This window comes from Sphingorhabdus sp. EL138 (assembly GCF_900258045.1).
Lineage (GTDB): Bacteria > Pseudomonadota > Alphaproteobacteria > Sphingomonadales > Sphingomonadaceae > Parasphingorhabdus.
On record NZ_OGVD01000001.1, the window covers coordinates 519,318 to 538,495 of the forward strand.

Annotated in this window: 19 protein-coding genes; 12 read left to right on the forward strand and 7 right to left on the reverse strand. The window is 54.9% G+C overall.

The features are described 5' to 3' along the window. Positions 1–24 precede the first annotated feature (24 nt). Positions 25–162, forward strand: coding sequence for a hypothetical protein (locus DK507_RS17920; RefSeq protein WP_174209012.1), 138 nt, complete (start codon positions 25–27; stop codon positions 160–162). 19 nt (positions 163–181) lie between these two features. Here the strand turns inward: DK507_RS17920 and DK507_RS02525 are convergent, their stop codons facing one another. Together DK507_RS02525 and DK507_RS02530 are read right to left on the reverse strand one after the other, a co-directional pair. Next, on the reverse strand, positions 182–667 hold the full coding sequence (locus tag DK507_RS02525; RefSeq protein ID WP_162558853.1) for a thioesterase family protein: 486 nt from the start codon (positions 665–667) through the stop codon (positions 182–184). Positions 668–742: 75 nt separating this feature from the next. Continuing rightward, entirely contained in the window at positions 743–2,524 is a 1,782-nt protein-coding gene (locus tag DK507_RS02530) for an aminopeptidase P family protein (protein ID WP_109354850.1), read from the reverse strand. A gap of 182 nt (positions 2,525–2,706) precedes the next feature. On the opposite strand from DK507_RS02530, the gene DK507_RS02535 reads away from it, so the two are divergent. Together DK507_RS02535 and DK507_RS02540 are read left to right on the forward strand one after the other, a co-directional pair. Further along, complete coding sequence (locus tag DK507_RS02535) at positions 2,707–4,782, forward strand: S9 family peptidase (protein WP_109354851.1); 2,076 nt, start codon at positions 2,707–2,709, stop codon at positions 4,780–4,782. Then, positions 4,779–5,177 (forward strand): thioesterase family protein, encoded by a 399-nt coding sequence (locus DK507_RS02540; RefSeq protein WP_109354565.1) that lies wholly within the window; start codon positions 4,779–4,781, stop codon positions 5,175–5,177. Before DK507_RS02535 ends, DK507_RS02540 begins: the two co-directional genes overlap by 4 nt. 4 nt (positions 5,178–5,181) lie before the next feature. Here DK507_RS02540 and DK507_RS02545 read toward each other — a convergent pair whose 3' ends face one another. The 3 genes from DK507_RS02545 to hemC are packed head-to-tail and all read right to left on the reverse strand — an operon-like array spanning position 5,182 to position 7,856. Continuing rightward, positions 5,182–6,156: a mitofilin family membrane protein gene (locus tag DK507_RS02545; protein ID WP_254054229.1), complete on the reverse strand. Its 975-nt coding sequence runs from the start codon at positions 6,154–6,156 to the stop codon at positions 5,182–5,184. A gap of 60 nt (positions 6,157–6,216) precedes the next feature. Beyond that, entirely contained in the window at positions 6,217–6,900 is a 684-nt protein-coding gene (locus DK507_RS02550) for a uroporphyrinogen-III synthase (RefSeq protein ID WP_109354566.1), read from the reverse strand. Further along, a complete protein-coding gene (hemC, locus tag DK507_RS02555; RefSeq protein ID WP_109354567.1) occupies positions 6,897–7,856 on the reverse strand; it encodes a hydroxymethylbilane synthase in 960 nt (319 codons plus the stop codon). The genes DK507_RS02550 and hemC overlap by 4 nt, the downstream gene beginning before the upstream one ends. Before the next feature lie 41 nt (positions 7,857–7,897). Between hemC and tsaD the strand changes: the two genes are divergently transcribed. From tsaD to DK507_RS02570, 3 genes are all read left to right on the forward strand, one after another. Beyond that, positions 7,898–8,932, forward strand: a complete 1,035-nt coding sequence (gene tsaD / locus DK507_RS02560) for a tRNA (adenosine(37)-N6)-threonylcarbamoyltransferase complex transferase subunit TsaD (protein ID WP_109354568.1) — start codon at positions 7,898–7,900, stop codon at positions 8,930–8,932. Further along, the gene (locus DK507_RS02565) at positions 8,929–9,924 is read left to right on the forward strand and encodes an NAD(P)H-dependent glycerol-3-phosphate dehydrogenase (RefSeq protein WP_109354569.1); all 996 of its coding nucleotides are present in this window, start codon (positions 8,929–8,931) and stop codon (positions 9,922–9,924) included. The genes tsaD and DK507_RS02565 overlap by 4 nt, the downstream gene beginning before the upstream one ends. A 147-nt stretch (positions 9,925–10,071) precedes the next feature. After that, a complete protein-coding gene (locus DK507_RS02570; protein ID WP_109354853.1) occupies positions 10,072–11,586 on the forward strand; it encodes a lipopolysaccharide biosynthesis protein in 1,515 nt (504 codons plus the stop codon). A gap of 20 nt (positions 11,587–11,606) precedes the next feature. Here DK507_RS02570 and DK507_RS02575 read toward each other — a convergent pair whose 3' ends face one another. Then, a complete protein-coding gene (locus DK507_RS02575) occupies positions 11,607–12,605 on the reverse strand; it encodes an adenosine kinase (RefSeq protein WP_109354570.1) in 999 nt (332 codons plus the stop codon). Positions 12,606–12,712: 107 nt separating this feature from the next. Here DK507_RS02575 and DK507_RS02580 point away from each other — a divergent pair, with 107 nt between their 5' ends. Continuing rightward, on the forward strand, positions 12,713–13,411 hold the full coding sequence (locus DK507_RS02580) for an EI24 domain-containing protein (RefSeq protein ID WP_109354572.1): 699 nt from the start codon (positions 12,713–12,715) through the stop codon (positions 13,409–13,411). Between the two features lies 1 nt (position 13,412). Next, positions 13,413–13,781, forward strand: coding sequence for a hypothetical protein (locus DK507_RS02585; protein ID WP_109354574.1), 369 nt, complete (start codon positions 13,413–13,415; stop codon positions 13,779–13,781). Here the strand turns inward: DK507_RS02585 and queG are convergent. After that, complete coding sequence (gene queG / locus DK507_RS02590) at positions 13,759–14,907, reverse strand: tRNA epoxyqueuosine(34) reductase QueG (RefSeq protein ID WP_109354578.1); 1,149 nt, start codon at positions 14,905–14,907, stop codon at positions 13,759–13,761. The genes DK507_RS02585 and queG overlap by 23 nt on opposite strands. A gap of 44 nt (positions 14,908–14,951) precedes the next feature. Here queG and DK507_RS02595 point away from each other — a divergent pair, with 44 nt between their 5' ends. The 4 genes from DK507_RS02595 to msrB all read left to right on the forward strand — a co-directional run bounded on the left by DK507_RS02595 (position 14,952) and on the right by msrB (position 19,168). Then, positions 14,952–15,920 carry an ABC transporter ATP-binding protein gene (locus tag DK507_RS02595; protein ID WP_109354579.1) on the forward strand — a complete coding sequence of 323 codons (969 nt, stop codon included), beginning with the start codon at positions 14,952–14,954 and terminating at the stop codon, positions 15,918–15,920. Then, positions 15,917–17,116 (forward strand): ABC transporter permease, encoded by a 1,200-nt coding sequence (locus DK507_RS02600; RefSeq protein ID WP_109354580.1) that lies wholly within the window; start codon positions 15,917–15,919, stop codon positions 17,114–17,116. The genes DK507_RS02595 and DK507_RS02600 overlap by 4 nt, the downstream gene beginning before the upstream one ends. 132 nt (positions 17,117–17,248) lie before the next feature. After that, a complete protein-coding gene (locus DK507_RS02605; protein WP_109354581.1) occupies positions 17,249–18,562 on the forward strand; it encodes a cytochrome P450 in 1,314 nt (437 codons plus the stop codon). Between the two features lie 99 nt (positions 18,563–18,661). Further along, on the forward strand, positions 18,662–19,168 hold the full coding sequence (msrB, locus tag DK507_RS02610) for a peptide-methionine (R)-S-oxide reductase MsrB (protein ID WP_109354584.1): 507 nt from the start codon (positions 18,662–18,664) through the stop codon (positions 19,166–19,168). Positions 19,169–19,178 lie beyond the last annotated feature (10 nt).

Below are 19,178 nucleotides of genomic sequence, written 5' to 3' on the forward strand. Positions count from 1 at the left end.
CTGTTTCGCTGGCAAATATTATCTATGCCTAAGCCACAGCCCAAGTCAGAAAAGCGTCGCAAGGAGGTCGAGAAAGCCGATCGCCTTGCGGAACAATTGCGAGCCAATTTGCGGCGGCGCAAAACACAGGCCAAGGATTTGAAATCGGCTGATCCCGAGTAAAGGCCCAGATGGCGGATCGCTAGACAGTAACGGCTGCCCGTTCCGGTTCGATAATCTCAAAATCTGTTACTGCATCAATGAAACTTTGTGCCACGGGGGTAACCTCTTCTGTCGCCGGGTCAAACCAGACATAGGTCAGCTTGACGACATTCAGCAATGTATTTTCCCGCACAATATGGGCGACGGCGGAATAGCTGGTCCGGCCGAATCGGGTGATACGAAGGCAAACATCGATCAGATCATCGGCCTTGGCGGGCGCCCGGAAATCAACTTCAGCATGGCGCACCCAGTTATCTCCGCCAAATAGCTCCAGAAACCTGCCAGGCGAATCTTCATTGCCCGTGGCGCCGACGAGCTCGCGAAAATATTCGGTTACGCCGATATCAGCAAAAGCGAGGTAGTTTGCGTTAAACACAATGCCCTGCATGTCCGCCTCGGCATAGCGCACACGGACAGGAGTGATCAGGCGAAAGCCGGCGCGCGGGTCGTTAGTATCTGTTGTCATGAAGAAATTTGTCCGTTGATATTGGCGCTCCGCTCTAAATACGAAGCACGTCAGCATATAGTTTAAAGCGGTAGATTAAAGACGCGCGCATTGCTCCTTGAGCCAATCATGCGCATCGCCTTCGACCTGCGGTCCGATAATATCCAGCACTTGCGCATGATAATCGTCAACCCATTGGCGCTGGCTGTCGGACAACATAGCGACATCAATCAGCCGCCGGTCGAGCGGCGCAAATGTCAATGTTTCAAAACCCAGCATGTCCTGTTCTGCCCCAGCGACTTCCCGCTCTTCGACAAGGATCAGGTTTTCAATCCGAATACCAAAAGCATCATCCTTGTAATAACCCGGTTCATTGGAGCAGATCATGCCTGCAACCAAGGGTTCGGCAAATCCACCAAAAGCAGCGATCCGTTGTGGTCCTTCGTGCACCGACAGATAGGCACCTACCCCATGGCCTGTGCCATGGGCATAATCGACGCCATCGGCCCAAAGATATTGCCGCGCCAATATGTCGAGCTGCCCGCCCGTGGTGCCTTTGGGGAAGACCGCCTTTGCCAGCGCGATATGCCCTTGCAGCACCTGCGTATAGCGCTTGATCATTTCCGCCGTAGGTTCACCGACCGCTATAGTTCGCGTCACATCGGTCGTACCATCGCGATATTGCCCACCGCTATCGACCAGATAGAGTGTACCGGTTTCAATCTTGCGATTGGTTTCCTCGTTCACGCTATAATGACAAAGCGCTCCATTGGGCCCTGCACCGGAAATTGTACGGAAGGACAGATCCATCAACTTGTCGGATTTTCCGCGAAATTCTGCGAGTTTGGCTGCGACCGACAGTTCGTCATGACCACCTTTCGGCGCTTCCTGTGCAAACCAGTGCAGAAATTGACTGAGCGCCGCGCCATCGCGAGCCTGAGCTGCTTTGTGGCCGTTGACTTCGGTTTCGTTCTTAATCGCTTTGGCCAATATGGTCGGATCGCGCTTTTTGACGATATGAGCGCCAGCGCCTTCCAGCTGCTCAAATATCGCGGCTACCGATCGCTCCGGATCGACGCCGAGCTTCTTGCCGCCATATTCCGTCAATGCATCAGGAAACTCGCTATAGTCGCGGAGTGCAACCGCGTTACCCAGATGCACCCTGACCTCATCCGTCAATTTTTCTGGCGCAACAAACAACTCTGCATTGCCATCCGCTTTGACAATCGCATAACCACGCGGGACCGGGGTATTGTTAATATCCTTCCCACGAATATTAAATGCCCAAGCGACCGAATCGAGCGCAGCGATGACGGTTGCATCCAGACCTTCCTCTTTCAACCAGACGGCAATATCTGCACGCTTGTCCGCCGCGCTTTTCCCGGCAAATTCATCAGGCTGAACATCAAGCTTGGCGAGCGATGGCTCTGGCTGATCTTCCCAGACTGCGTCAATAGGGTTGGGCTTTACGGCGAGAAGCTTGGCACCGTTCTTTGCCAGCTTAGCCTTGGCCGATTTCGCCCAATCCTGCGTATGCAGCCATGCGTCATAGCCAATCGATGAGCCTTCCGGCGCATTTTCGCCCAACCAGTCAATGACGCTTTTATCCGCGGTGCCTACATATTCATAAAGATTGCCATCGACCTGATCACGCACCTGAATAGTATAGCGTCCATCCACAAAAATCGCAGCTTTGTCCTTCAGCACGACCGCAGAACCCGCGGAGCCGCCAAAACCCGTGAGCCAGGACAAACGCTGGGCATAGTCGCCGACATATTCGCTCATATGCTCGTCACAAATCGGGATGACAAAGCCATCAAGATTATCTTTGGCCATTTGCTCGCGCAGGGCGGCAAGCCGCGCTTCATAAGTGGACATCAACATCGGCTGCGAAACTCCTTGAATTAGTGACTTACCAAACACATAGGTGTTTTAGACGATTTCCGCCACCGATTTCACAGATGAGAGGCGTTATGAAACAGATATTATTCCCCCTCCTGCTTGCCGCCAATCTGGCTGCTGCTCCCGCTTTCGCTGAATCTCCAACAACAGAAGAGACCATGACAAAGAAAATGGAAAAACCACCTGTCGCCGAGCAGCGACCCCATAGTTACGAACGCCATGGCTATACGATCAGCGATCCCTATCACTGGCTCAAAGACCAAAGCTATCCGAAGATCGATGACGAAGATGTGCTCGATTATCTGAAAGAGGAGAATAAGTGGTTTGAACAGAATATGGCCGGCCAGAAAGCGCTGACCAGCGAGCTGTTCAAGGAAATGAAAGCGCGGATCAAGGAAGACGAAAGTTCGGTCCCGCAAAAGGACGGCGACTGGATCTACTGGACCGCCTTTGACCAAGGCGCACAATATAAGAAATGGTATCGCAAACCTGCTGCTGGCGGTGATGACATTCTTATCCTGGATGAAAATGCACTGGCGGAAGGGAAAGAATATTTCCGCCTTGGCGCATTTTCCGTGTCTCCAGATGGCAAACTGCTTGCCTATTCCTATGATGATAATGGATCGGAACGGTTTGACGTGCATTTTCGTGTGCTGGCGACCGGGGAAGAATTGCCTGACGTCATTTCCGGGACTCTATCCAGCCTTGTCTGGTCGGCTGATTCCAAAAGCCTGCTCTATGGCTTGGCCAATGAAAACTGGCGCACCGACAATGCCCGGCTGCATGTTCTGGGCACCGACATCAAGGATGATCTGGAACTCTACAAAGAGGAGCAGGACGGCTTTACCGTTGGCATCGGCCTGACCCAATCGGAGAATTTTATCGTCATCGCCACTGGTGATAATGAAACCAGCGAAGTGCGATTGGTGCCGACCGACAATCCGACCGCGGAGCAGATTCTGATTTCACCGCGCCAAAAAGGGCGTGAATATTCCGTCGAGGAGCATGACGGAACGCTTTATATTCTCACCAATGATGATCATGTGAATTTCCGGCTGGCGACTGCTTCGCTCGATAATCCTGGCGAATGGACGACACTGATCGCCGGGTCAGACGAGTTTTACCTGACCGATATGACCGCCTTTAAGGATTTCTATGTCACCGAAGGCCGCGAAAACGGTCTCGATCAGGTAGAGATGCGCTCATACACCGATCCAACAAAGGTGGAGCGTATCGCTTTTCCCGAGGCAAGCTACAATGCCGGGTTAGATGACAATCCGGAATATGATGTGGCAAAGCTCAGGCTGAGCTACGAATCGATGGTCACACCGGATACAGTGTATGACTACACGCTTGCCGACAAAAAACTTGCAACACTGAAGGTGCAGGAAATTCCTTCCGGCTACGATGCCGCTCAATATACTACCGAGCGTCTCACCATAAGGGCACGAGACGGCGCGATGGTTCCGGTATCACTGGTTTATAAGAACGGCACAAAACTGGACGGCAGCGCGCCACTGCACCTCTATGCTTATGGGGCCTATGGCTACGCCGTGCCGCCAAGCTTTTCCACCACAAGACTGTCCCTGGTCGACCGCGGATTCATCTATGCCATCGCGCATATCCGCGGCGGTGACGATCTGGGGCGCGACTGGTATCTGCAGGGCAAGCTGATGCAGAGGACCAATACGTTCAACGATTTTGTCGATGTTGCCAGAGGACTGGCAGATAAAGGCTATACCACCAAGGGGCGGATTAGCGCCTCGGGTGGCTCTGCCGGTGGCGAGCTGATGGGCGCGGTTGTCAATAGTGATCCAGCTCTATGGGGCGCAGTTGTGGCCCATGTGCCTTTTGTTGACGTGCTTAACACCATGCTGGATGAAAGCCTGCCGCTCACACCCGGTGAATGGCCGGAATGGGGCAATCCGATCACTGACAAGGCGGCCTTTGAATATATCCGCAGCTATTCCCCCTATGATCAGGTCAGCGCGCAGGACTATCCACCGATGCTTATCACCGGCGGCCTTAACGACCCGCGCGTGACCTATTGGGAGCCTGCCAAATGGACCGCAAAATTGCGCACAGCCAAAACGGATGACAATATACTGCTGCTCAAAACCAATATGGGGGCGGGCCATGGCGGCAAATCGGGGCGTTGGAACCGGATTGAGGAAGTCGCAGAGGAGTTTGCGTTTATCTTGTGGCAGATGGGTATGACAGAAGCAGAGAAATGACCGAGCATCGGCTAGAGATCGTAGCCCAACCGGAGGATATTGACGAGCTGGGTCACGTCAATAACGCGGTTTGGGTTCGCTGGATCCAGGAACTCGCGACGGCGCATTGGCAGGCCGTTGCACCGCCGGAATATATTGAGCGCTACATCTGGGTCGTAACCAGACATGAAATTGACTATCGTGGCAACGTCGTAGCTGGCGAAAAGGTAACGGGTCGCACCTGGATTTCAGACCCGCCCAAAGGCGCGCGTTTCTGGCGTAATGTCAGTTTTGCAGGAGCAGATGGCAAGTTGAAGGTATCTGCCAAAACCAACTGGGCCATTATTGATCAGAAAAGCGGCAGACCGGTGCGGGTGCCGCAGACGCTCGCAGACTTGTTCCTGCCGCCCGAATAAGCGCTCAGGGCGCTGGTATTGGAGTTACTGGTGCTAGCGGAGAAGGTTGATCAACCCTTTCTCCTTCTGCGGTGCGCAGCTGCTGCGGTTCCAGTATCGCTGCCGTTTCTATGACATCCAACGCCCGGCGCGCTTCATTATAACGCCGTGCTTTTTCCATCCATTGACTGGTCAGCTCATCACCATTGTCTGTGCCCGGCAATTTTTCGATCTCTGCAATCGCAGCATCGATATTACCGTTTTCTACATAACGCTTCGCACGGATGAGTCGTTGCTGTGGCACCGGAGACGGCGTTCCATCACGGCGGATCACGAACAGTTCGGACATTTCCCGCTTGAAATCCGTCCAAAACCCTTCGCCGCTGGAACCGCTGGTCAAAGACGGGCCGATATCATCAAGACCTGTCGCCAACTCTTCCAGAGTCACTGGCTCACGGGATGCATTCACAATTGTTGTTACCGCCTTTGGCTGGGCATCACCAAAGCGCAGACGAAGCTGCGATTCAATATAACCGAGCGGGGACCCGCGGTCGAGCGCCCGGCGAGCGGCAAAAGCAATCAACAAACCCTCTGCCCGCGCCGCGTTGCCAGACGCTGCCTGTGCTTGAACATTGATCCGCGACAGCCGGTCTTCAAGGTCTGCAACCCGCACCGCCAACGCCCGCTCTTTGTCGGGCGTCAGTGCGGGAATTTCTGTTGGCACGGGTTTTACCGGTGGCGGCGGTAATACCGTTCCGTCCGCATCAATCCGTTTCGCCAATGCCGAGGCAGGGTCGTCAGCAACCGCCGCCGGAGCGGTCTTGGCTCCGGTTGCTGCAACAGCACTTTCCGTGCCGGTCTCAAAAGGGTTGTAGCGTGAAAAAACCCAACCGGTGAGAATTGCCCCGCCGACAAACGCAACGACCATCAGCACCAGAACATTGCGAGTCAAATTGCTTTTCCCCCCTGACGAAGCGATTTTTTCATAGTCCCGGCTCATTCAATTTTCCTACATCCTGCCAGCGCATTCTGCGCCAACCGCCAATATCAGATATTATGCTCAACGCAGACATAGTCGCCCAGCCAGAGACAGTAAAGCATCGTCCGTGGGTCGCTTCGCAGCCTGCACGGTTTTCCACCCGTCTCCGGCGGCCTCGGCGATATTGGGTGATAGAGCTGCGATATCATTCGCCGACCGATCGATGCCAAGACGATCCAGCTCCTGATTCAGCATATTTGCGGCGCGGACGGAATAGAGCAAAACCACGTGACCCTGCCTTAGCGCTGCACGTGCCTTTTCCCCTAATGGCATGGCACGGGCCTGATAGACACGGCGCAGGACGAGCTCACGCCCGGAAATCGTTGTTTTGACGTGATCCTTACCGGTCAGGCGCAGGATTTTCCGGTACCGATCGGAGGGAAGTGACTCCAGCAGCTCTTCCGCGCCGCCCTCTCCGATTTCCGCGACATCCAGACCGGACTGCCGAGCGACCCGGGCGGTTGCTTTTCCCACAGCCAGTACGGGTAATTTCCTGTATTTCTCGAGCGCAGAGCCAGCATATTTGACCGCATTGGCGCTTGTCAGCATCAAGGCATCAAACTGGGAAGCCAGCGGTGCCTCCCAGACTATTGGTTCGATTTCAAATAGTGGATCGACAATGGTCGACAAACCCATTTTTTCGGCCTTCTCGGCGGTTTCGCGAGCACCCTCAATCGGTCGCAGAATAATAAGCGAACTCGTCATCGACCAAAAATATTTTTCAATTCTGTACTGGCCTGCCCCAACAGCTTACGCGCTAGCCGTGCCGGAGCCGCAACGTCTCCTGCATCAAACTCGGATTCTCCGCTGATGCACTCACTGCCGTCAGGCAGCAATATTTCTGACCGAAGATGGATTCTCATACCGTCAACAGTCGCTGAGGCTGCAACCGGACTATGACAATCGGCAGTCAGTTCTTTCAGGAACGACCGTTCTGTCGTCACCGCGCGTGATGTGTTTGAGCAGGATATTTCTTTGAGAACACGGCGCAAATGGCTGGAATCGGATAATGTTTCGATGCCTATCGCACCTTGAGCCGGTGCTGGCAGCATTACATCCGGAGATATATCAATGCCGATGTCATCCATGTCCAAACGATTCAGGCCAGCGGCAGCCAACAAAGTGGCGTGATACTCACCATCTTGAATTTTCTGCAGCCTCGTCTGAACATTGCCGCGAATAAGCCGGATATCAAGATCGCTACGATGCCGCAGCAATTGGGCCTTGCGCCGCGGAGAAGCGGTACCGACGATCGCAGCTTGCGGTAGATCGTCGATAGATCTCGCACCAATCAGTCTGTCGTGGGTATCCGCCCGCTCCATCATCGCCGCGATGATGAAAACGTCTGGCCGCACGGTTTCGACATCTTTCATGCTGTGAACGGCGCAATCAATATCTCCGTCATGTAGCGCCCGGTCGAGTTCCTTGGTCCACAGCGCTTTGCCCCCAAGTTCTGCCAGTGCGCGATCCTGTATCTTGTCGCCACTTGCCACCATGGGCACCAGCTCAACCTGGTCGGGCCGCCAGCCATGCGCTGACAATATCGCGGCAGCCGCCATTTCGGCCTGCGCCATGGCAAGCGGAGATTGGCGCGTGCCTATCCGCAAAGGCCGATCAATGCCCGCCAATTTTTCTTGTTTGCTATCACCGTCACCCGTCATGGCCCTTGTCCTAATCCCACCATGGCTTAAGTAAAAGGAATATGAGTATAATTTTGGGCATTGAATCAAGCTGCGATGAGACAGCGGCGGCATTGGTCACGTCAGATCGGGAGATTTTAGCCCATAAACTGGCGGGTCAGGAAGAGGCGCACGCTCCCTTTGGCGGTGTGGTGCCGGAGATTGCTGCCCGCGCCCATGCGGAGATCATAACGCCGCTAATCGACGCAGCACTTGCCGAAACCGGTCTGACGCTGGATAAAGTCGATGCAGTCGCAGCGACCGCCGGACCAGGACTGATTGGCGGTGTGATGGTCGGATTGGTCACCGGCAAAGCGCTGGCAATGGCAGCTGATAAACCGCTGGTGGCGGTCAATCATCTTGAAGGGCATGCGCTTTCGCCGCGCCTCGCCAATGCTGATCTCGACTTCCCCTATTTGCTGCTGCTGGCTTCGGGCGGGCATTGCCAGATTTTGCGCGTGGATGGCGTCGGGCAATATCGCCGACTGGCCACAACAATTGATGATGCAGCGGGTGAAGCCTTTGACAAGACCGCAAAAATATTGGGTCTCGGCTATCCCGGCGGACCGAAGGTCGAAGCGCTAGCCAAAACCGGTGATGCAGAAGCGGTGCCGCTGCCTCGCCCACTCAAAGGATCGAAAGAACCGCATTTCTCTTTTGCAGGGCTCAAGAGCGCGGTGGTCAGAGCCCATCAAAGCGGTGAGCACCGGCCGGAAGATATTGCTGCTGCGTTCCAGCAAGCGACGGTTGATTGCCTGCAAGACCGGCTGGAAAAGGCGATAGACGACCATGGAAGAGTCGCCCATCTGGTGGTTGCCGGCGGCGTTGCGGCCAACGGGCCTATTCGGGCGATGCTGGAGCAATTGGCAACGGATCATGGCATGCAATTTACTGCGCCTCCCTCATGGCTATGCACCGACAATGCGGCCATGATCGCCTGGGCGGGCGCCGAGCGTTTCGCGGCAGGTTTAATCGATCCGCTTGATTTTGTTGCCCGCCCCCGCTGGCCACTCGATCCGACCGCCGAAAAAGCGCGCGGGGCAGGTGTGAAAGCATGACCAAAGCCCAAGCGAGAATCGGTGTAATCGGGGCCGGCGCATGGGGCACTGCGCTCGCGCAGGTGCTATCGGAAGGGCAGGATGAGCTGTTGCTTTGGGCGCGCGAGCCCGAAGTAGTCGCACAGATCAACGAAAGCCAAGAGAATCAGACCTTCCTGGCCGGCTATCCGCTGCGGCAGAATATTCGCGCCACAAAAAATATGGGCGAACTTGCGTCTTGCGAGGCCTTGCTGATCGTTACGCCTGCTCAGCACTTACGGGCCAGTCTAATGGATCTACCCGATAGCAAAGCCGCCCTGGTCCTGTGCAGCAAAGGTATTGAAGAGGCGACCCGGCAATTGATGAGCGAGGTTGTTCAGGATATTCGGCCAGATAACCCGCTGGCAGTTTTATCCGGACCGACATTTGCCCATGAAGTCGCCCAGGGACTGCCAACTGCCTTGACGCTGGCCTGCGATAGCGAAGTGCTTTGGGGCAGGCTCAATCCGCTGATCTCCAAACCTTCTTTCCGTCCCTATTATTCGGACGATATAGCCGGTGCGGAAATTGGCGGGGCGGTGAAAAACGTCCTCGCTATTGGTTGCGGCGTGGTCGAGGGCGCCGGCCTCGGTCAAAATGCCCGCGCGTCGATTATCAGTCGCGGCTTTGCCGAAATGCTCCGCTATGGCGCGGCGCGCGGTGCACGTGCAGAAACCCTGTCTGGCCTTTGTGGCCTGGGCGATCTCGTCCTGACTTGCTCATCCGATAGTTCGCGCAATTTCTCGCTGGGCAAAGGATTGGGCAGGGGGCAGTCTGCAAAGGTACTTTTATCAGACCGCGCAACCGTTGCAGAAGGCGCCTTTACCGCGGCGGTGCTGCAACGTGATGCAAAAGCGCGAGGTATTGATATGCCGATTGTCGATGCGGTTTGTGCCTTGCTTGCTGGCGAAACCGATTCAAAATCCATCGTTGCTCAACTGATGCGCCGTCCTCTGGTCTCAGAGCAGCGCTAGTACAAAAGATGACAAGCCCGGTTGAGTGGGGTAAAGCCCGTCTTTGCATTTTAACCCGCATTTTTTGAATAGCTTTACCAGCCGGAGATTTGTTTTTTGACCAGCCCGGAATCATCAGGCGCATCTTCCGGCACGTCATCAGAGCCGATGACGGGCAAGGAATCAGCCGCCGATGGCGCACCTTCCGCAGCGTCAGGCGAGCAAGATGGTAAAGAAGATATCGCGGCGCTAGCCAAAGGTGGTCGGACCAATGTTTTCGGGTTCTTACTGCGGTTAGCGGCCCGGTTGCCCTTCTTGTTCATCGCCGGAAGGATATACGGGGCGGAAGCCTTGGGCCGCTTTGCTTACGCCATATTGATCGTGGAATTTGCAGCGCAGCTGGCGACCCTCGGTTTGAAGCGCGGGTTGGCCGAGCAACTTAGCCGCACGAAACGTCCGCATGTTCACGTTGTTTGGGATGGACTGCTGGTTAGTCTATTCGCATCGATGTTGGCGGCGGTGCTGCTGATCCTGGTGCCTCAAATCATGTTTCCGAACAGTGAAATTAACGGCCTCGACCGATTTTTACCGCTCGTGATCTTCACCATTGCAGGTGCAGATATTGCGCTTGCCGCCTTGGCCTATCGCTATGACATCGCTTCGACTGTCCGTGCCCGGTCCATAGTGGAGCCCTGGACGATCAGCATCGCCGCCTTTCTGTTCTCCTACTACTCGCTGCGCGACGGTTTGATTCTCTCCTATGTTGTATCGATGATTGCGGCCTTGCTCGCATCGCTCTGGCCCTTGTTCAAAAGCTACGGCCTGCCATGGGGTTGGCGGCCCAAACCGATCGCTATCGCCAAGCTGGCACGACGCAATATGCCGCTTGCTGCCGCCGATGCCGCCGAATGGGGATCGCGGCGTCTGGACCTTGCCATTCTCGGCCTTTTTGCCTCTCCTGCCATTGTCGGCATCTACTATATCGCACAGCAGGTCGCGAGCCTGCCACAGAAGCTTAAAACCAGTTTTGACCCGATATTGGGACCCGTCATTACCCGCAATCTGGAGGCGGGCAATATGAAGGCTATCGCCAATCAGGTCAGCCAGGTCGGCTTCTGGATCATCGCCGCACAAGCCGGAATCGCACTGGCACTCGCCATTCCCGGCGAAGCCGTGATGGGCTTGGTCGGCCCCAATTTCGTTGGCGGTACCGGCGCGCTGGCATTTCTCTTGGCGGCCGAGGCGGTTGCAGCAACAGCCGTGGTTAGCGAAGCAGCGCTCGTCTATATCGCGCGTCATCGCAATCTGCTCATCTCGCTATCGATGTTGTTATTACAGGCCGCGCTCAGCGTTGCATTCATTCAGATTTGCATGAGACTGGGCTGGCCGCCGCTATTTCAAGCAGCCTCGGTCGCTGCGGCGCTGATGGTCGCGCTGGCTTATGCTTCGATCGTCAAAGCCATCTTCCTGTCAAAACTGCTCAAAGCGCCGGTCAATGGATGGCGCTGGTCGCTCATCATTGCCGTTATGGCTGCTACCGCTGTGGGCTATCTCGCCACTTATCTGCCGGAATGGGCAGAGTTGATCATCGGTATCCCGATGATTTTGGGCAGCTATGCCTGGGTCATCTGGAAATGGGGGTTCGGGCCGGAAGACCGCGCACTGTTCAAGATGAAGAGTTAAGTGGTCAACAGCCTGCCGATTTAGCCCAGGCGCTGTTTCACCAATTCCCGCAAATCCGCCTCGGGCCGTGCACCGTAGTGGGAAATCACCTCTGCTGCGGCGATCGCACCGATGGTCAGGCAATCTTCCATCGAGCGCTCCTCAATATAACCGCTGAGGAAACCGGCGGCGAACAAATCACCGGCCCCTGTCGTATCGACAATCTTTTCAACTGGTTCGGCTCCCACTGCAAAGGTCTCTGCATTCTGAACTGCGATTGCGCCCTTTTCGCTGCGCGTCACAATCAAAGTTTCAACCTGAGCAGCGGTTTGTGCCACAGCAGCATCAAAGTCCTCGGTTTCGCATAGTGATTTGATTTCTGCCTCATTGGCGAAAAGAATATCGATCATGCCGTCTTTGATCAGACGCGTGAAATCATCCCGATGCCGTTCGATGCAAAAACCGTCCGAAAGCGTGAATGCTACCTTGCGATCATTTTTGCGGGCGAGATCAATGGCCAGAGCCATTGCCGCTTTAGGCTCGTCGGCATCCCACAAATAGCCCTCAAGATAGAGGATTGCACCGCTGGCAATCAGATCGGCATCGACAGACGCAGGGGGCAAAAACTGGGAAGCGCCCAAAAAAGTGTTCATGGTGCGCTGCGCATCGGGCGTCACCAGGATCAGACAGCGTGCTGTCGGCGGTTCCTTGCCGAGCGGCGGTACATCGAAATCAATGCCGGTGGCGCGGATATCATGCGTGAAGACTTCACCGAGCTGATCATCTGCAACCTGCGCAATCAACGCACATTGCCGACCAAGCGTTGATGCTCCGGCCAGTGTATTCGAACCGGAACCGCCACTGATTTCGCGCGCCACGCCCATGTCGCGATAAAGCTGTGTCGCCCGCTCTGCATCAATCAGCGTCATGGAACCCTTGTTGAGCTGCTCCTCCTCCAGAAACGCATCGTCTGCCTGCGCAATCACATCAACAATGGCATTACCAACGGCAACAATATCGTAACGGGCTTCGGTGGTCATAAACATGTCCTTATATGGCGAGCAGATAAGCGCTGTCCGTTAAGGGCAAGCCGCTAACGGTTCAAGCAGAATTGACCCGAAGAGTAATTTCATGACATGGGTTTGGGATGATTGACGCCTTTCTTCTCTCCATCGGCCAGCTATCGGACCGGAGGATATTGTCGCTGCTCTTGAAGGTGTTCATCATCTCTTTGCTGCTCTTGGCCGTTTTCGGTGTGGGAGCCTATTTTCTGCTCGCGTGGATATTGTCGCTCACCGCATTGAATGATGGCGGTTGGTGGGCGGCGGCAGCTGCGGCGATTATCACGGCGCTCACCGCCATATTTCTTTTTCGCGTCATTGCGATCTTTGTGCTCAACATTTTTTCCGATGATATCGTCGATGCGGTTGAGGCGCAGCACTATCCATCCCGATCAGAACTGGCTAAACCGCCAGGCTATATGCTTGGCTTGAAAATGGGGCTAGCATCAGTTGGCCGGGCCATCGGTTATAATCTCCTGGCATCACCCATTTATGTCATGTTGCTGATTACCGGCATTGGCGCACCGATTGCTTTTTTTGCGGTCAATGCGATCCTGATCGGACGGGATTTACAGGATATGGTTGCCGCCCGCCATATCGGCGATCTTGCGCAGATGGATGAGAAATGGCGGATCAACAAGGTAACCCGGTTTGGGCTCGGCCTGACCACTGCGCTGTTGCTTGCGGTCCCGTTTGTCAATTTTCTTGCGCCGGTTTTGGGAGCCGCTATGGCTACGCATCTGGTTCACAAGAAACGTGAAACTGCTCTGGAAGAAAGCAACTGACATGATCCGCAAGCTCATCATTCTATCCACAGTTCCTGTCCTGTCCGCTTGTGTTTCCAGCGGCGCGGTGACAACACCGACAAGCTTGCCCACCGCAGCGGAATCTCCGCTCAGCAATGTTCAGGGGCTGGAACTGGTCATGGGTAAAACCGCCAATCAGCTGAAACGGCTATTCGGTAATCCCCAGGCAGATGTGGCAGAGCCGCCCGCTAGGAAACTACAATTTTCCAGCGGTGCCTGTGTGCTGGATGCTTATCTCTATCCGGAAAAAACTGGCGGTGAGGGCAGGGTTACCCACATTGACACCCGGCGCAGCGACGGAGCGGAGGTGGACCGCGTGTCATGTGTCAACGCGCTGCGGGTGCGTTAGGCTGACCTGATTCCCATTCCAAAAGAACATCAGTATCTCTCTCCTTTGACATCCGCCCTTCTTTCTCACGATCGAATTGAGTGGAATCAAGCTGCGACAATGCCCAGATCGCCGATCCCCGCACTACGCTATCCTCATCATCCAGCAAAGCCGTAACCGACGGGACCAAGGATACATCTCCACTATTCCCCGCCGCGATCAGGCTGTTGCGAACCATGCGGTTACGGCCCGACCGCTTGATCGGTGATCCGGAAAATATCTGCCGAAAACCTGCATCATCCATGGCAAGCAAATCGGCAAGGGCGGGCGCTGCCAATTCGGCGCGAGGTAGAAACGCCTTGTTCGCCGCTGCGGATTCGGCAAATTTATTCCACGGGCAGACCGCCAGACAATCGTCACAACCGTAAATATGATTACCTATGGCCTTGCGATATTGGAGCGGAATAGGGCCTTTGGACTCGATCGTCAGATAGGAAATGCAAGCCTTGGCATCCAGCCGGTAAGGCTCCGGAAAGGCATTGGTCGGGCAGATATCCTGACACGCAGAACAACTCCCGCAGCGATCCTGCCCCCCGGTCGAGGCTTCTAATTCCAGGGTCGTATAAATCGCGCCGAGAAATAACCAGCTGCCATGGCCTTGGCTGACCAGATTGGTATGCTTGCCCTGCCATCCCAGACCGGCTGCTTCGGCGAGCGGTTTTTCCATCACCGGCGCGGTATCGACGAATACTTTCACCTCACAATCAACTTGATCCACCAACCAACGCGCGATGCGTTTCAGTGCTTTTTTGACCACATCATGATAATCCTTGCCTTGCGCATAAACCGATATGCGGCCACGATCCGGTATTTTTTCAAGGGCAAACGGATCGCGCGCCGGAGCATAGCTCATCCCCAGCATGATCACCGAGCGCGCCTCCGGCCAGAGATTTTCCGGGCTCGCTCGCTCGTCAGCCCGGCTCTCCATCCAGATCATGTCGCCATGCTGGCCGCCCGAGAGCCAGTCCCGCAAACGCTTGGCTGTGACTGGTGCCAAAGCGGCGGGCGCAATACCAAAGGCGGCGAAGCCCTCTTCTCGCGCCATTTTTTCCAGGCTTTGGGTTATTCTTAACTTGTCATCAGGCATAGCAATTCACTATCACCGACCGCGCCCCATTAGGAAAGCCGTAAATGACTTCCCACGCACAAGTAAATACCCCCAATAATGCCATTGAAGCTCACCATATCGTCAAAAGATTCGATGGCGAAACGGCGGTCGATGGTATCGACCTGACCATCAAGAAAGGGAGCATTTTCGGTATATTGGGGCCCAACGGCGCAGGCAAGACCACGACCCTACGCATGTTGCTCGGCATTATCGACCCCGATGAAGGCGAACGTTTTTTGCTCCGTTCCCCTGATCCGATTACTAAAGCCCATCAGGTCGGCTATCTCCCTGAAGAACGCGGTCTCTATCAATCCATGAAGGCCTATGACGCCATTGCTTTCATGGGCGCATTGCGCGGTTTGCCGCTAGCCGAAGGGCGTAAACGCGGTCGCCAGATGATGGAGGAGCATGGTCTCGGCGATGCGGCGAACAAGCAGATCCGCCAACTGTCCAAAGGCATGGCTCAAACGGTTCAATTGCTCGGCACAATTGTTCACGAACCGGACTTGATCATTCTCGATGAGCCTTTTTCCGGTCTCGATGCGCTAAACCAGGGTAAGCTGGAACGCCTGATCCGCGGACAGGCAGACAAAGGCGTAACGGTCATTTTTTCCACGCATGTTATCGCCCATGCCGAACGTTTATGCGAAGAAATCGCTATTGTCGCGAACGGCAAAATCCCCTTTACCGGCAAGGTATCAACGGCCCGCGACAGGCTGCGCCCACAAGTACATCTGGAAACTCGCAATCTTGAAGGGCCTTGGCGCACCGCCATTCCTGACGATTGCGAACCACTGGGCCATAACTGGCATTTCACCCTGCCCGAAAGCGGTGTCGAACCCCTGCTTCGTGCGCTTATAGAAGGCGACGCCGGCATTCAGTCGCTGTCCATTGAACGGCCGGGCCTGCATGACGCGTTTGTCCATATCGCGGGGGAAGCGGTCGCCAAGAAGATGGAAGAGGATAACGCTCTGGAAGGAGAATCAGCATGATAGAAACCGTCCGTGCCTCTTTTGTCATTGCTCGCCGGGACTTTGCCGCGATTATCTTTTCCAAGTCCTTTTTCTTTTTTTTGCTGGGGCCACTTTTCCCGCTGATCATCGGGATAGCCGCAGGAGGATTGGGCCAGCAGGTCCGACAGGATATCGATAGACCTGTTATCGGCGTAGCTCTTGAAGAAACCGAGGCTGCGAAACTGGCTGACGCGCGCATGGCGCTGGCAAAAAGTCTGGGCAATGGAGCAATACCGGAATTGCTGGTACTGGAAGGTGCTGACCCGTCGGATCCCGACATAAGGGCGAAACTTGACACCGCATCCAAACCTCTCACTGCGATTATTTCAGGATCGTTGGAGGCTCCGCTGCTCACAGGGTCAGAGGGCGATGTCAAACGGTGGAGCGGTAGAGTCGCGCTTCTGTCAGAAACCGCCTTGTCAGGCTCCAATCCCGTAGAGGTCAGAACCGATTTTGTCGCCGCAACCGGCAGCTCAAAAAAACGGACACAAATACAGGTCGGGCAAGGCGGGCAGATTATCCTTATCCTGCTCACCATGATCTTGGCCGGCATGGTTCTATCCAATCTGGTGGAAGAAAAGACCAACAAGATTATCGAGATTCTTGCTGCCGCCATTCCTATGGATGCGATCTTCCTCGGCAAGCTGTTTGCGATGCTGGGCATGGCATTGGTCGGCATTACAGTCTGGTCGACACTGGGCTTTGTCGGCGCTTCGGTTATTTTGTCCGGCATGCCCAGTCTGCCAGCCCCGGCAGTGGGCTGGCCGTTATTCTGCGTCCTGATGGTCCTCTATTTCTCCATGGCTTATCTGCTTCTGGGTTCTTTATTTTTGGGCATCGGCGCAATGGCAACCACGGTTCGGGAAGTGCAGACACTGTCCATGCCGGTCACTATGGGGCAGCTCTTAGTGTTCTTTCTGGCTGCCTTTACGGTGACCAAATTGGGCGAACCGATCGAATGGTTCGCGGTGGTTTTTCCGTTCAGTTCTCCTTTCGCAATGATCGCGCGGGCGGCGCAGATGGACAATATCTGGCAGCATGGCGTGGCGTTAATCTGGCAGGCTATGTTCACGCTGATCATCATCCGCTTCAGCGTGACGTTGTTCCGCCGCAATGTGATGAAGTCAGGTAACAGCGGACGGAAGAAAAGCCTTTTGGCACGGATTCGCGGCTAAGTTGCGAACGGAAATACTCCTGTGATTCCCGCCATTTGGCGAAAGTCCGTTGACATTGCTGTCAATAAAGGCAGACTAAACGGGTTTTGAAACGCAACCGATTGCCCAAAACGGTAACGGCAGGAGAGAATCATGGCCACCAGTCCCGTCCTAGACGCATCAACCCTTACCACTTCCCCCACCGCTTCGGAGGCTTTGGAAGCTTGGTATAAAGATAATCCGCCGGTTGCGGATGCCAATCCCAATCCGCGCGATGTCAGCAAGGCCGATCTCTACAGCAAGGATTTATGGCGGGCGCCTTTTGCCGAGATGCGCGCCAATGCGCCGATAAACAAGGTCGAAGATTCGGATTATGGCCCTTATTGGAATATCTGTGATCATAAGACGATCCAGCATGTCGAGGCGCTTCCTGAACTCTATTCTTCCGATATGAATAACGGCGGCATAACCATTGCCGAAGAACGCGAAGATTCCGATTTTCAATTGCCGATGTTCATCGCCATGGACCGTCCCAAACATACTGGACAACGCCGCACCGTAGCCCCGGCCTTCACGCCGACGGAAATGAAGCGGATGGAAGATGAGATCCGTCATCGCACAGCCGAAGTGCTCGACAGCTTGCCATGGGACAAGGAATTTGACTGGGTCGACAAGGTATCTATCGAGCTGACCACTGGCATGCTGGCGATTCTTTTCGGATTCCCTTGGGAAGACCGCCGGCTGCTGACCTATTGGTCGGACTGGGCCGGCGATGTGGAATTGTCACTCGCGCCGGAGCTTGACGAACAGCGGCAGAAAATTCTCTATGAAATGGGTGCTTATTTTCAAAATCTCTGGAACGAACGGGTCAATGCTGAGCCGACACCCGATTTAATTTCCATGATGATCCATAGCGAAGCCATGAAAGACATGGATCAGATGGAATTTATGGGCAATCTCGTGCTGCTGATCGTAGGTGGCAATGACACGACCCGTAACACCATGTCCGGCCTGGCTTATGGTCTCGACCAGTTTCCTGATCAGCGGCAAAAATTGCAGCAGAACCCAGACCTTATTCCCAATGCGGTGCAGGAAATCATCCGTTGGCAGACACCGCTGGCACACATGCGGCGGACGGCGACCGAGGATGCCGATCTGTTCGGACATGATATCAAGAAGGGCGATAAGCTCATCATGTGGTATATTTCGGCCAATCGAGACGAGAGTGTATTTCCCGACGCCGATAAGCTGATCGTGGATCGCGAAAATGCGCGTCGCCATCTCGCCTTTGGTTATGGCATCCATCGCTGTGTCGGAGCGCGCCTGGCCGAGCTTCAGATTCGTATCTTGCTCGAAGAAATGGCCAACCGGCGGATGCAGGTCAATCTGACCGGAGAGATGAAGCGGGTCCACGCCTGTTTCGTTCATGGCTTCCGCAAAATGCAGGTAAAGCTTTCCAAATATTAGGTTCGGACTGACACCCGATAAGCCCTTGTTCAGCCAATAAATTGTAACCATCTTTGCCTGACGACCGAATATCAGTCGAACAGCAGAGAAAGATGGAACATGACAGGTCTTAGCAGGCGCAAACTTGTGACCGCCGGATTGATCGGCGCAGGTGCTTATGGTGTGGCGAGCTTTGCCAGTATATTCGGCAGTGTAGCGAACGCCAAATCGAGCAAGAAATTCAAGATTACCCGCACGCCGGCAGAATGGAAAAAGCGGCTAGGCCCGGCGCGCTATCGGATTTTGCGTCAAGCGGGTACGGAACGCGCCTTTTCCAGTCCTTTGGACAAGGAAAAACGACAAGGCATATTTGCCTGTGCGGGCTGCAACCTTGGACTCTATTCGTCCAAGACCAAATTTGACAGTCGCACCGGCTGGCCGAGTTTCTGGGCTCCGATCAAAGGCCGTGTGGGTACATCAACCGACTATAAAATCGGCTATCCGCGAACCGAAGTGCATTGCAGTCGCTGCGGCGGGCATCTCGGACATATTTTCAGCGACGGCCCAAAGCCGACCGGCAAACGCCATTGTATCAATGGCTTGGCGCTAAAATTCATTCCGGCTTAAACGGACAAAT